The following is a 12300-nucleotide window of genomic DNA, read 5'->3' as shown; positions in this document are numbered from 1 at the left end:
CCTCATTCTTCTTTCATTTCTTGATGTAATTTCATTAAGTTATTTTTTAGGAGAATCACTTCTTCGGTAGAAAAGTTAACTAAAACCTCCTGCAAATATACCTGTCTCTTCTTTATCACTTCGTCAATAATTCGTTCTCCTTCTTCTAAAAGGTGAATACGAACTACACGGCGATCATTCGGATCCTTTACACGCATAACCAGTTTGTTTTTTTCCATTCTGTCAACTAGGTCTGTTGTCGTGCTACACGCAAGAAACATTTTATTTGAAAGTTCACCAATCGTCATATCTCCTTCTTCAAATAACCACTGAAGAGCGACAAACTGAGGTGGAGTAATGGTATAGTTACTTAAAATTTCTCTACCCTTTTGCTTGATAATTCCAGCAATATAACGCAAATCTTTTTCAATATCAGCAAAAATCTCTATCTCTTTTGATTCTTCTACTTTCATAAATACACAACCCCTATTTGAGAGTTCAGATCATGACTATATAATAATCATATCTAGCCTTTTAAACTATTTTCACCTTTTTCTCACTAAAATTCAAGAAGGAAGTATAGAAATGTATGTTATGAATGTATTTGGAGACAATCGTAAACCGGCTTCCATGATGAAAGCCGGTCTAGAATTATAGTTCTAGCTCTCCCATTCGAAGGAGCTCTACAACAGCTTGTGATCGCCCCTTAACACCAAGCTTTTGCATGGCATTCGAAATGTGGTTACGAACCGTTTTTTCACTTATGAAAAGTTCTCCCGCGATCTCTTTTGTTGTTTTGTCTTGTACCAACAGTTCGAACACTTCTCTTTCACGTTTGGTGAGTAACGGCTTGTGAGTATATTCATTCTCCTTCAAGTATTGTAACCCTCCTTGCCTTCGCCAGCTATGAACAGCGGGATGGGTATATATTTAGTCACCATATCTTATGTAGATCAGGTGTTTGTAGTGACTATAATTCTTGAAAGAAAGCATTTTCATTTTTAAGAAAATACTATGATAGAATTTTGTTTGATTGTTTAAAACGATCCCTCGTTACTTCAGTCCAAGGAACTCCCTTTCCAGTGCGTTTACACATTTGCACCATCGTTCCTCTTCCTACAAAACATACATCTCCGTTTTGCTTCTTTCCCAAGTAATGAAGGTCAATAGATGTGTTCCCAACCGATTCGATTTTCACAAAAATAACAAGAATATCGTCAAAAAAAACCTGATTAAGAAAATCACACTGTAGGTCAGCAACAATTGGGATCGTCGTACTTTCTTTTTGCACCCAATCCTGCATAAGACCAATATGTTTAAAAAACCCAATGCGTGATTCTTCAAAATATGCAAATGGAACCGTATTGTTCATATGTCCAAACATATCAGTCTCTGAAAATCGAACTTTTATTTTATTAGAATAGGTGAAACCTTGTTCCCAAGTTTCAAAATCGTGGATATAGCTTACCTTTTTCATATAATCCTCCTTATATACCAAAAATGAATGAATGTTCATTCTTTGATTATACAAGGGGCTATATCTTTTGACAATTGAAAAACCCCTTTGATATACAAAGGGGTTGAAGGTAACTGTTCTTAAACTTGATCGCTTCCAAAGAAGTTTTTAAAAGCTTGGAACGTAGTATCTCTATTTAAAGCAGCAATAGATGTTGTTAAAGGAATACCCTTTGGACAGGACTGAACACAGTTCTGTGAGTTTCCACAATTCGCGAGCCCACCATCACCCATGATTGCATCCAGACGCTCTGCTCGATTCATCTCACCCGTAGGATGAGCATTAAATAATCGAACTTGGGATAGAGGAGCAGGACCGATGAAATTTGATTTGCTGTTTACGTTCGGACATGCCTCCAAACAAACACCACAGGTCATACATTTGGATAGCTCGTACGCCCATTGTCGTTTTCTTTCTGGCATACGCGGTCCAGGTCCCAGATCATATGTGCCATCGATCGGAATCCAAGCTTTCACTTTCTTTAAAGAATCAAACATACGACTGCGGTCAACTTGTAAATCACGAACAACAGGGAAAGTTCTCATTGGCTCTAAACGAATCGGTTGTTCTAACTGATCAATTAGAGCAGTACATGATTGCCTTGGCTTTCCATTAATCACCATGGAACAAGCACCACAAACTTCCTCTAAACAGTTCATATCCCAAGTGATTGGAGTGGTCTGCTTCCCTTGCTTATTTACTGGGTTTCTACGAATTTCCATTAAAGCAGAAATAACATTCATATTTGGACGATAGTCTAACTCGAATTCTTCTTCATAAGGGGCTGTGTCAGGACTATCCTGTCTTGTAATCTTAAAAACGACTGTTCTTTTTTCAGACATGTTTAGTTATCCCCTTTCTTCTTAGAGTAGTCTCTCTTTCGTGGAGCAATTAATCCAGTGTCAACCTCTTCATAATGGAATTGTGGTGCTGATTTCGCGTCCACAAATTTAGCCATGGTTGTCTTTAAGAATTCCTCATCGTTACGCTCTGGGAATTCCGGTTTATAGTGGGCACCACGACTTTCGTTACGGTTGTATGCACCGATCGTAATTACTCTTGCTAGCTGAAGCATATTTTGAAGCTGACGTGTAAAAATAGCTCCTTGGTTGCTCCACTTAGCTGTATCGTTAATATTAATTTTTTCATAGCGCTCTAGTAGTTCTACAATTTTTTCGTCTGTTTTTAATAGTTTATCGTTGTGGCGAACAACGGTTACATTGTCTGTCATCCACTCACCAAGCTCTTTATGAAGAACATAAGCATTTTCATTACCATCTAAAGTCATGATCTTATTCCACTTTTGTTCTTCGTCTTTTACAAAACGATCAAAGACGGAGGAAGAAATTGAATCAACCGTTTTATTTAAACCACTAATATAATCGAGCGCCTTCGGACCGGCTACCATTCCTCCATAAATAGCTGATAATAAGGAGTTCGCCCCAAGGCGATTCGCTCCATGCTGAGAATAATCACACTCTCCAGCAGCAAATAACCCAGGAATGTTTGTCATTTGATCATAATCTACCCAAAGACCGCCCATGGAATAGTGAACCGCAGGGAAGATCTTCATAGGAACTTTTCGTGGGTCGTCACCCATAAACTTTTCATAGATTTCGATAATACCACCGAGCTTAATGTCCAGTTCTTTTGGATCTTTGTGAGAAAGATCCAGATAAACCATGTTTTCCCCATTAATACCAAGCTTCAAGTCAACACAGACGTGAAAGATTTCGCGAGTAGCAATATCACGCGGTACAAGATTTCCGTATGCTGGATACTTTTCTTCTAAGAAATACCAAGGCTTTCCATCCTTGTACGTCCATACTCGTCCACCTTCCCCACGAGCAGACTCACTCATAAGTCTCAATTTATCATCCCCAGGAATCGCTGTTGGATGAATTTGAATGAATTCTCCATTTGCATAGTACACACCTTGTTGGTATGCAATAGACGCTGCAGAGCCTGTATTTATCACTGAGTTTGTTGACTTACCAAAGATAATCCCAGGCCCACCAGTAGCTAAAATAACAGCATCTGCTGCAAATGACTTAATTTCCATTGATGTGAGGTTCTGAGCAACGATCCCACGGCAAACCCCTTCATCATCAATTACTGACCCAAGAAATTCCCAGCCTTCATATTTTGTAACTAAACCAGCTACTTCGTGGCGACGTACTTGCTCATCTAATGCATATAAAAGCTGTTGTCCTGTTGTTGCACCAGCAAAAGCGGTACGGTGATGCTGTGTTCCACCAAAACGACGGAAGTCTAAAAGCCCTTCTGGTGTACGGTTGAACATAACACCCATACGATCAAGCAAATGGATAATTCCTGGTGCTGCTTCTGTCATCGCTTTAACTGGTGGTTGATTCGCTAAGAAGTCACCGCCATATACTGTATCATCAAAGTGCTCCCATGGAGAGTCACCTTCACCTTTTGTATTTACAGCTCCGTTAATACCACCTTGGGCACAAACAGAGTGCGAACGTTTTACTGGAACTAATGAAAATAATTCGACCGGACTCCCTGCTTCTGCAACTTTAATTGTTGCCATTAAGCCAGCTAGACCGCCGCCGACTACGATCACCTTTCCTTTACCCATCGTGAGTCACTCCCTAACTAATATCAATGTATATCCCGTTCGTTTCTATGAGAATTAGATCCTATTAAATTATATGAATGCGATAATAGCGCGCACACCAACTATTGATAAGGCGATAAAAACCCCTAATGTAACATAAGTAGAAATAAGTTGAGAACGTGGTGTAACCGTAATTCCCCAACTTACAAAGAACGACCATAGTCCATTTGCAAAGTGGAAAGTGGTTGAAATCACACCGATGATGTAGAACCATAGCATGAATGGATTTGAAAGAATGCTTTCCATCATATCGAAGTTAACCTCTGCACCAAATGCTGCTGCAATTCTAGTTTCCCACACATGCCATGTTACGAATACTAGAGTTACTACTCCAGATATACGCTGAAGCATGAACATCCAATTGCGGAAAAAGCCATAATTACTAGTATTATTTTTTGCTGTAAACGCAATATAAAGCCCATAAATTGCGTGGAATAATAAAGGTAGAAAAATCACGAACGTTTCTAATACATATCGAAACGGCAAACTCTCCATAAAGTGAGACGCTTTGTTAAATGATTCTTCCCCCCCAGTTGCGAAATGATTGACTACAAGGTGCTGCACAAGAAATAGACCAACTGGAATGACTCCAAGCAGCGAGTGTAATCTTCGATAAAAAAACTCTCGGTTTCCTGCCATGAACTTTACCCCCCTAAAAATTAAACGGAATGATTAGATAGTATCCGTTTTTTTTACAATAATTTTTACAATTATGTGACATGTTCATTTTACTCCCAACATGAAAGAGCGTCAAGAAAACGGATACATAAAATGCACCTTAAATACGAAATATTTTTAATATATTGATATTACTCCAAACACCTATGTATAAACATTTTATAGAGCCACCTCTTATATTGGTATAATAATTAACGTGAAAAATTTTTAAAATCAGTTTTTTTTGTTTTCATGCGTATTTCCCCGGAAAATGTATATAATAGAATAATAGAAAGTGGGGGACATGCTTTGAGTGAATTGAAATTAGAACAACCTATTTCGGCCACAGATCCTGCACTTGTTCCATCCTTTGGGTATGAGTTGCTAAGAGAAGTACTTATTCCAGACATTCTAGGAAGAGAAACGGCTTCTATTTTATACTGGGCAGGTAAGGCTTTAGCCAGAAAGTACCCTTTGCAGTCGGTCGAAGATATCATTGCTTTTTTCCAACAGGCAGGTTGGGGCACACTACAAATTAAAACTGAAAAAAAGAATGAACTTGAATTTGAATTATCGAGTGACCTAATCAGAAATCGCTTTAAAGAGTATCCAGAATGTCACTTCCAGTTGGAAGCGGGATTCTTAGCACAACAAATGGAAACGCAAAAACAAGTGATTGCTGAAGCGTATGAACACCCCAAGAAAAAGCTTGCTACGGTTTCCTTCACCGTGCGTTGGGATAAAAAGGATTCAATTGATTAATACATAAAAAGCTTTCATATTTTTTTATGAAAGCTTTTTAGTTTGACCTTTTTTCTTCAAGTCGTTGGTTTATGCCTTAACAGACTTTCCAGACAACTCAAATGCTTCATGAAGAGCTTCAACTGCTTTCAGCATCTGTGCTTCCTCTATCACTGTAGAGACCTTAATTTCAGAGGTACTCACCATCTTTACCTGAATTCCCCCTGCGGCTAACACTTCAAACATTTCTGCTGCAACCCCAGGATTAGAGATCATCCCTGAACCAACAATGGACACTTTTGCAAGGTTTGGCTCTGCTTCAATACCTTCATATTGCAACTCACTTTTATGAGACTGTAAAACTGCCATCGTTTCTTCCAAATCAGAGCTTTTAATAGAAAAAGATAAATTTGTCGTCGATTCATTCGTCATACTTTGAATGATGATATCAACGTTTAAATGATTCTTTGCTAAAATGCTGAAAATGGTTGACAGATTGGTTAATCCATTTGGAAGTCCTAACACACTCACTCTCGTAATTTCATCTTCAAAGGCAACCCCACGTACAACTAAACTTTGTTCCATTGATACTTCCTCCTCAATTATCGTTCCATTTTCTCGCTCCATACTTGACCTTACTTCAAGTGGGACTGCGTAATTTTTTGCATATTCAACGGCCCTTGGATGTAACACTCCCGCACCTAAGTTAGCTAACTCTAACATTTCATCATAAGAAACTGACTTAAGCTTTCTTGCCTCTTTTACATAACGTGGATCTGTTGTAAATACTCCTGTTACATCGGTATAAATATCACATTTATCAGCTTTCAATGCGGCTGCTAATGCCACTGCAGTTGTATCGGATCCCCCTCTACCTAAAGTTGACACCGCTCCGTCAATCGCAATTCCTTGAAATCCTGCAACCACAACTATTTTCCCTTTATGTAGCTCTGTTTGGATTTTACTTGTATTAATGTGTAAAATCCTAGCATTTCCATGAACTGCCTCCGTCTCAATTCCCGCTTGCCAACCTGTAAAGGAGATTGCTTCATAGCCTTTTTCTATTAACACCATTGAGAGTAATGCAATAGTCACTTGCTCACCTGTTGTAAGAAGCATATCCATTTCACGTTTATTTGGACGACTTGAGATTTGACTGGCTAGACCCACTAATTCGTCTGTTGTTTTTCCCATGGCAGACACAACCACCACTACATCGTTCCCTCTCAACTTTTCTTCAATTACTCGATCGGCCACATGCTTAATACGATCTACATTTCCTACCGAAGTACCACCAAACTTTTGGACAACCAATCCCATATTTTCCCCTACTTTCTTTTCATCTCTTTCATGGGCTTTTTTTGAAAATACAAAAAAGCCATGAGAGATATCTCATGGCTGCGTGAATGCACGTACATAAATACGGACTTATACACAGTGAGATAGCTCTCCAAGACATACCGTCTTGACAATCCAGTATTTATTCAACACAGGACCAGCAGATATGGCAATTCAGAGACCTATCCACTTCGGCGAACATCCCCTTTCACAGCTTTTCATTGAATCTCAGTATTCTCAAAGCTGGTACTAATGGAGCTCGCACCTCTACCTTCACTTAACAATTAAGTGATTAATATAAAATTTTCCTAATTATAGCACAGCCTCCTGGTGACGGCAATGCTATTCTTGTAGTTTTCTCATTAATAAATCTACTGTATTTTGTGGAAGTCCTATGGATAAAAAGTCCTCTTTGGTTGCTTCCTTCATTTTTTTTACCGACCCAAAGGCTTTTAATAATTGCTTCTTCCTTTTCTCTCCGATTCCTGGAACGTCATCCAAAATCGACTGAAACACGTTTTTTCCTCGAAGTTGCCTGTGAAACGTGATGGCAAATCGATGTACTTCGTCTTGAATTCGTTGAAGCAAATAAAACTCCTGGCTATTCCGTTCAAGCGGAACCACCTCTAATGGCTTTCCGTACAATAACTGCGAGGTTCTATGTTTATCATTTTTCACCAGTCCAGTTATCGGAATGTCTAGACCTAGTTCATTTTCCAAAATATCTCTTACTGCTTCTACATGTCCCTTTCCACCGTCTATCATAATCAGATCAGGAAGCGGAAGATTTTCTTTTAGTACACGAGAATATCGGCGTCTTGTTACTTCCCTCATTGATTCATAATCATCAGGACCCTCAACAGATTTAATCTTGTATTTTCGATACTCTCTTTTGGCTGGCTTTCCGTCAATAAATACAACCATCGCTGATACAGGGTCTGTTCCTTGGATGTTTGAGTTGTCAAATGCTTCAATTCGGTGAGGGGTATAAATGGCCAGTTGCTCTCCTAGTTGCTCGACTGCTTTAATCGTTCTCTCTTCATCTCGCTCAACAAGTGAAAATTTTTCTTTTAAAGCAATGATTGCATTTTTAGTAGCTAACTCGACTAGGTCCTTTTTCTGTCCACGTTTCGGCTGCAAAACTTTTGTTTGTAGGAGTTGTTCCGCTAATTCTAGATCGACTTCATCACGTAACAAAATCTCCTTTGGTTTAAAATGACTAGATTGATCGTAAAATTGACCTAAAAACGTTAAAAATTCCTCTTCCGCTTCTCCGTAAATAGGGAACATGGAAATGTCTCTCTCAATCAGCTTGCCTTGGCGAACAAAAAATACTTGAACACACATCCACCCTTTATCAACCGAATAGCCGAACACATCTCGGTCTGTAAAATCAGTGGTTGTCATTTTTTGTTTTTCCATGGTTGCTTCGATGTGGGCTATTTTATCCCGGAAATCCTTCGCTCTTTCAAAATCAAGTTCTTCTGCAGCAGCTTGCATCTTAAGTGTAAGGTCTTTTTTTATGTCCTTGTAACCACCATTTAAAAATCTTGTAATTTCTTCTACAAGTTCTTTATAAGTGGATTCTTTTACTTCCTTCACACAGGGAGCCAAACATTGACCTAGATGATAATATAAGCACACTCTATCAGGCAAAGTTGAGCATTTTCTTAAAGGATAAATCCGATCCAAAAGCTTTTTGGTTTCGTTCGCAGCCGAGACATTTGGATACGGTCCAAAATATTTCCCTTTGTCCTTCTTCACCTTACGGGTTGTAATCAGGCGAGGATGCCTTTCTGCCGTTAACTTAATAAATGGATACGTTTTATCGTCCTTTAGCATCACATTATACTTTGGATCGTGTTTCTTTATTAAATTTAACTCTAGAATTAATGCTTCAATATTGGAAGATGTAACGATATATTCGAAATCCTCTATTTCAGAAACAAGCCTTTGCGTTTTTCCATCGTGAGACCCAGTAAAGTACGATCTGACACGGTTTTTCAATACTTTCGCTTTACCAACATATATAATGGTCCCTTGCCGATCCTTCATCAAATAACATCCAGGTTGATCAGGTAATAAAGCAAGTTTATTTTTTATCATCTCATTCAAAAGGGTCACCTCCAACTACAAAACTCTATGATTTTATTATAAAGTTTTTTTGAGGGGATAAATAGTAGGAGCCAACTGGAAAAGAAAAAACCACTCAGATGAGTGGTTTACGCATTTTATAAATGTGAGTTTAAGCGCTCTTCTAAAGCTTCTTTCGGTTGGAAGCCGACAACTTTATCAATTACTTCTCCATCTTTCATGATAAGAAGTGTTGGAATGCTCATTACTCCATACTTCGCTGCAGTTTCTTGGTTTTCGTCAACATCAATTTTAACGATTTTGACTTTGTCTCCCATTTCAGAATCAAGCTCTTGAAGAACTGGAGCAATCATCTTACATGGACCACACCATGGAGCCCAAAAGTCTGCAAGCACTAGGCCTGTACCTGTTTCTGTTGAAAAGTTTTGATCTGTAGCATTTGAAATAGCCATTTTCATGCCTCCTTAAGTATTGCTTCGAGAAGTAAATCTCGATTGCGTTTAGTAGTAAAATACTATCGTCAGTATATCACCGTTTTTCAGTCGATGCTAATAAAATGTCTCGCTGTTGTTTTCTTATGTAATTTGCCCAATTTATAAAACGATATTCTTTCATTGATACAGCATGAAAGTTGAAAGAGCGGCTCTTTTAAACCGCTCTTTGACCGTTACGCATTGATTTTCAATTTTTTAAATTCCTCTGTTAATAGTGGGACCACTTCAAACAAATCTCCGACAATTCCATAGTCAGCCACTTTAAAAATATTTGCTTCCGGGTCTTTATTGATAGCCACGATAACCTTTGAGTTAGACATTCCAGCTAAATGCTGAATCGCTCCAGAAATTCCACAAGCAATATAAAGGTCCGGTGTCACGACTTTTCCTGTTTGACCAATTTGTAAGGAATAATCGCAGTACTCTGCATCACATGCACCCCTTGAAGCTCCTACTGCTCCTCCTAATACAGTAGCAAGTTCTTTTAAAGGTTTAAAGCCCTCTTCGCTCTTCACACCACGTCCACCGGCAATAACAACTTTTGCTTCAGAAAGATCTACACCCTCACTTGCTTTTCGTACAACCTCTTTAATAATGGTACGTAGATCTTTTATGTCAACCGTTAAAGAATTGACTTCTCCTGAAAGCGATTCATCCTTTGGAAGGGCAGGAATGTTATTCGGTCGGACGGTAGCAAAAATAAGTCCTTCCGTCACTATCTTCTTTTCAAAAGCTTTACCTGAGTAGATAGGTCTGGTAAATACAACATTTCCACCAGCCACTTCAATAGCTGTTGCATCAGAGATTAATCCAGAATTCAATTTCCCAGCAATTCTTGGAGAAAGATCTTTCCCCAGTGCTGTGTGTCCAAACACAAGTCCCTCTGGCTTTTCTTCTTCAATCACAGCCAAGAGTGCTTGCGAATAACCATCAGATGTATATTGAGCAAGCTCGGCATGTTCAACCACCACCACGCGGCTAGCTCCATACTGAATGAACTCCTGTCCTAAAGCGCTTACACTTTTACCAACTAAAACACCAACCACTTCTCCACCTTCAGAAATTACCTTCCCCGCAGACAATGCTTCAAAAGACACATTACGTAAAGCTCCGTCTCTAACTTCCCCTAAAACTAACACTTTTCTAGCCATCAAGTTTCCCTCCTGTAAAATTTATTTCCGCTCGTATAAAAAAGAATGATTATACTACCTTTGCTTCTGTATGAAGAAGAGAAACAAGTTCTTTTACTTGATCGTTCAAGTCACCTGCTAACACCTTACCAGCTTCTTTTTTTGGTGGTAAGTAAATTTCAATTGTCTTTGTTTTAGCTTCTACATCATCTTCTTCTAAGTCAAGATCTTCTAATTCTAACTCTTCTAACGGTTTTTTCTTTGCCTTCATGATTCCAGGTAAAGAAGGATATCTTGGTTCATTTAATCCTTGCTGTGCCGTTACTAATAGGGGAAGACTGGTCTCAATGACTTCTGAATCGCCTTCAACATCGCGAACAACCGTTGCATTTGTCCCCTGTATGTCAAGCTTAGTAATAGTTGTTACATAAGGGATTTCAAGTAATTCTGCCACACGTGGGCCGACCTGACCTGAACCACCATCAATAGCTACATTTCCAGCGATAATTAAATCAACTTCTTGATCTTTTAAGTATTGAGCAATGATTTTGGCTGTTGTATTCTGGTCAGAAGCTTCAATCTCTTCTTCAATATTTATAAGTACCGCTTTATCTGCTCCCATAGCTAAAGCAGTGCGAAGCTGTTTCTCCGATTCTTCACCACCAACAGAAATAACGGTTACTTCGCCACCATGTGCATCACGAACTTGAATGGCTTCTTCAACCGCATATTCATCATAAGGATTGATGATAAATTCAGCACCATCTTCATTAATCTTTCCGCCAGCAATCGTTATTTTCTCTTCCGTATCAAACGTTCTCTTTAACAATACAAAGATATTCATAAGTTCCCCTCCTATATATCTAAACATTTAGTTGGTTCTAAAGATTAAGAAAATTTAATGTAAAAAAATTTATTTTCCCGTAAACTTAGGTTCTCTCTTTTCGATGAACGCAGAAATACCTTCTTGCCCATCTTTCGATAAGAAAACCCTTTCAAATAACTCTACCTCTTTTTTTACACCTGAATAATACTCATCTGTCTTACCAAAGTTAAGTAATTCAATTGCTGCGCTAAGTGCAATAGGACTCTTCTTTGCGATTTTCCTTGCCATTTTATAAGCCTGATCAAGTAACTCTTCCTCACGATAAGCATGATTTGCAAGTCCGTATTGAACCGCTTCTACTCCCGTGATTGCCTCACTTGTAAACAACATTTCTGCAGCCCTAGCTACCCCCACATATCTAGGCAGGCGTTGAGAACCAGCAAAGCCAGGTACCAAACCAAGTTGAAGCTCCGGTAAGCCTAGTTTGGCATTTTCTGTGACAAGTCGGAAATGACATGCCATCGCAAGCTCCAAGCCTCCGCCTAAAGCAGCCCCATGAATGACGGCAATAATTGGTTTTGGGTAACGCTCCATTCGTTCAAACAAATCTTGACCAAGAGTGGAAAGACTACCAAAATCCTCACCTGTAGAAATCGTTGTAAACTCTTTAATATCTGCTCCTGCTGAGAAAAATCTCCCCTCACCACGCAATACGATAACTCGAATATCCTGATGAAATTCGATTTCATCAAGAATATCCGACAGTTCTTTTAACACTTGAGATGATAACGCATTCGCTGGAGGACGTTCAATTTTAATTGTTGCAATGAACTCTTCATGAGACCAATGCAAAAAGCCCATGGGTTCTCCCCCTCATTCGT

General features: G+C 38.9%; 13 protein-coding genes and 1 riboswitch. Of the genes, 1 reads left to right on the top strand and 12 read right to left on the bottom strand.

Going from position 1 to position 12300, the window contains the following annotated elements; all coding sequences use genetic code 11:
* Window positions 1–2 precede the first annotated feature (2 nt).
* The 6 genes from ACFFHF_RS02885 to ACFFHF_RS02860 all read right to left on the bottom strand — a co-directional run bounded on the left by ACFFHF_RS02885 (window position 3) and on the right by ACFFHF_RS02860 (window position 4778).
* Window positions 3–452 (bottom strand): MarR family winged helix-turn-helix transcriptional regulator, encoded by a 450-nt coding sequence (locus tag ACFFHF_RS02885; protein WP_160546686.1) that lies wholly within the window; start codon window positions 450–452, stop codon window positions 3–5.
* A gap of 178 nt (window positions 453–630) precedes the next feature.
* Window positions 631–855 carry a spore germination transcription factor GerE gene (gene gerE, locus ACFFHF_RS02880; protein ID WP_009796032.1) on the bottom strand — a complete coding sequence of 75 codons (225 nt, stop codon included), beginning with the start codon at window positions 853–855 and terminating at the stop codon, window positions 631–633.
* 136 nt (window positions 856–991) lie between these two features.
* Window positions 992–1456 carry an acyl-CoA thioesterase gene (locus ACFFHF_RS02875; protein WP_160546685.1) on the bottom strand — a complete coding sequence of 155 codons (465 nt, stop codon included), beginning with the start codon at window positions 1454–1456 and terminating at the stop codon, window positions 992–994.
* A 119-nt stretch (window positions 1457–1575) separates the two neighbouring features.
* Entirely contained in the window at window positions 1576–2337 is a 762-nt protein-coding gene (gene sdhB / locus ACFFHF_RS02870; RefSeq protein WP_160546684.1) for a succinate dehydrogenase iron-sulfur subunit, read from the bottom strand.
* 2 nt (window positions 2338–2339) lie between these two features.
* Entirely contained in the window at window positions 2340–4100 is a 1761-nt protein-coding gene (sdhA, locus tag ACFFHF_RS02865) for a succinate dehydrogenase flavoprotein subunit (protein ID WP_340904824.1), read from the bottom strand.
* Between the two features lie 69 nt (window positions 4101–4169).
* The gene (locus ACFFHF_RS02860) at window positions 4170–4778 is read right to left on the bottom strand and encodes a succinate dehydrogenase cytochrome b558 subunit (RefSeq protein ID WP_066050245.1); all 609 of its coding nucleotides are present in this window, start codon (window positions 4776–4778) and stop codon (window positions 4170–4172) included.
* A 327-nt stretch (window positions 4779–5105) separates the two neighbouring features.
* On the opposite strand from ACFFHF_RS02860, the gene ACFFHF_RS02855 reads away from it, so the two are divergent.
* The gene (locus ACFFHF_RS02855) at window positions 5106–5558 is read left to right on the top strand and encodes a YslB family protein (protein WP_377057579.1); all 453 of its coding nucleotides are present in this window, start codon (window positions 5106–5108) and stop codon (window positions 5556–5558) included.
* Window positions 5559–5627: 69 nt separating this feature from the next.
* On the opposite strand, the gene ACFFHF_RS02850 is transcribed toward ACFFHF_RS02855, so the two are convergent.
* From ACFFHF_RS02850 to ACFFHF_RS02825, 6 genes are all read right to left on the bottom strand, one after another.
* Window positions 5628–6857 carry an aspartate kinase gene (locus ACFFHF_RS02850; RefSeq protein WP_377057578.1) on the bottom strand — a complete coding sequence of 410 codons (1230 nt, stop codon included), beginning with the start codon at window positions 6855–6857 and terminating at the stop codon, window positions 5628–5630.
* A gap of 115 nt (window positions 6858–6972) precedes the next feature.
* Window positions 6973–7153: riboswitch (Lysine riboswitch) on the bottom strand.
* A gap of 64 nt (window positions 7154–7217) precedes the next feature.
* The gene (uvrC, locus tag ACFFHF_RS02845; RefSeq protein ID WP_160546680.1) at window positions 7218–8990 is read right to left on the bottom strand and encodes an excinuclease ABC subunit UvrC; all 1773 of its coding nucleotides are present in this window, start codon (window positions 8988–8990) and stop codon (window positions 7218–7220) included.
* 116 nt (window positions 8991–9106) lie between these two features.
* A complete protein-coding gene (gene trxA, locus ACFFHF_RS02840; protein ID WP_160546679.1) occupies window positions 9107–9421 on the bottom strand; it encodes a thioredoxin in 315 nt (104 codons plus the stop codon).
* A 215-nt stretch (window positions 9422–9636) separates the two neighbouring features.
* Window positions 9637–10614, bottom strand: coding sequence for an electron transfer flavoprotein subunit alpha/FixB family protein (locus ACFFHF_RS02835; protein ID WP_160546678.1), 978 nt, complete (start codon window positions 10612–10614; stop codon window positions 9637–9639).
* Window positions 10615–10663: 49 nt separating this feature from the next.
* Window positions 10664–11437, bottom strand: coding sequence for an electron transfer flavoprotein subunit beta/FixA family protein (locus ACFFHF_RS02830; RefSeq protein WP_377057577.1), 774 nt, complete (start codon window positions 11435–11437; stop codon window positions 10664–10666).
* 69 nt (window positions 11438–11506) lie between these two features.
* Complete coding sequence (locus tag ACFFHF_RS02825; RefSeq protein ID WP_160546676.1) at window positions 11507–12280, bottom strand: enoyl-CoA hydratase; 774 nt, start codon at window positions 12278–12280, stop codon at window positions 11507–11509.
* Window positions 12281–12300 lie beyond the last annotated feature (20 nt).

Source organism: Robertmurraya beringensis (assembly GCF_042433785.1).
In the GTDB taxonomy this organism is placed as follows: Bacteria; Bacillota; Bacilli; order Bacillales; family Cytobacillaceae; genus Robertmurraya_A; species Robertmurraya_A beringensis.
Note: the sequence above shows the minus strand (reverse complement) of the source record. Positions and strands in the feature narration are given on the sequence as shown.

What these genes read in the sequence shown, in the direction of transcription:
- trxA (WP_160546679.1), bottom strand. Translation starts at nt 9,421, where the DNA reads ATGGCTATTTCAAATGCTACAGATCAAAACTTTTCAACAGAAACAGGT.
- ACFFHF_RS02825 (WP_160546676.1), bottom strand. Translation starts at nt 12,280, where the DNA reads ATGGGCTTTTTGCATTGGTCTCATGAAGAGTTCATTGCAACAATTAAA.
- ACFFHF_RS02875 (WP_160546685.1), bottom strand. Translation starts at nt 1,456, where the DNA reads ATGAAAAAGGTAAGCTATATCCACGATTTTGAAACTTGGGAACAAGGT.
- ACFFHF_RS02830 (WP_377057577.1), bottom strand. Translation starts at nt 11,437, where the DNA reads ATGAATATCTTTGTATTGTTAAAGAGAACGTTTGATACGGAAGAGAAA.
- sdhB (WP_160546684.1), bottom strand. Translation starts at nt 2,337, where the DNA reads ATGTCTGAAAAAAGAACAGTCGTTTTTAAGATTACAAGACAGGATAGT.
- ACFFHF_RS02835 (WP_160546678.1), bottom strand. Translation starts at nt 10,614, where the DNA reads ATGGCTAGAAAAGTGTTAGTTTTAGGGGAAGTTAGAGACGGAGCTTTA.
- ACFFHF_RS02850 (WP_377057578.1), bottom strand. Translation starts at nt 6,857, where the DNA reads ATGGGATTGGTTGTCCAAAAGTTTGGTGGTACTTCGGTAGGAAATGTA.
- ACFFHF_RS02885 (WP_160546686.1), bottom strand. Translation starts at nt 452, where the DNA reads ATGAAAGTAGAAGAATCAAAAGAGATAGAGATTTTTGCTGATATTGAA.
- sdhA (WP_340904824.1), bottom strand. Translation starts at nt 4,100, where the DNA reads ATGGGTAAAGGAAAGGTGATCGTAGTCGGCGGCGGTCTAGCTGGCTTA.
- ACFFHF_RS02860 (WP_066050245.1), bottom strand. Translation starts at nt 4,778, where the DNA reads ATGGCAGGAAACCGAGAGTTTTTTTATCGAAGATTACACTCGCTGCTT.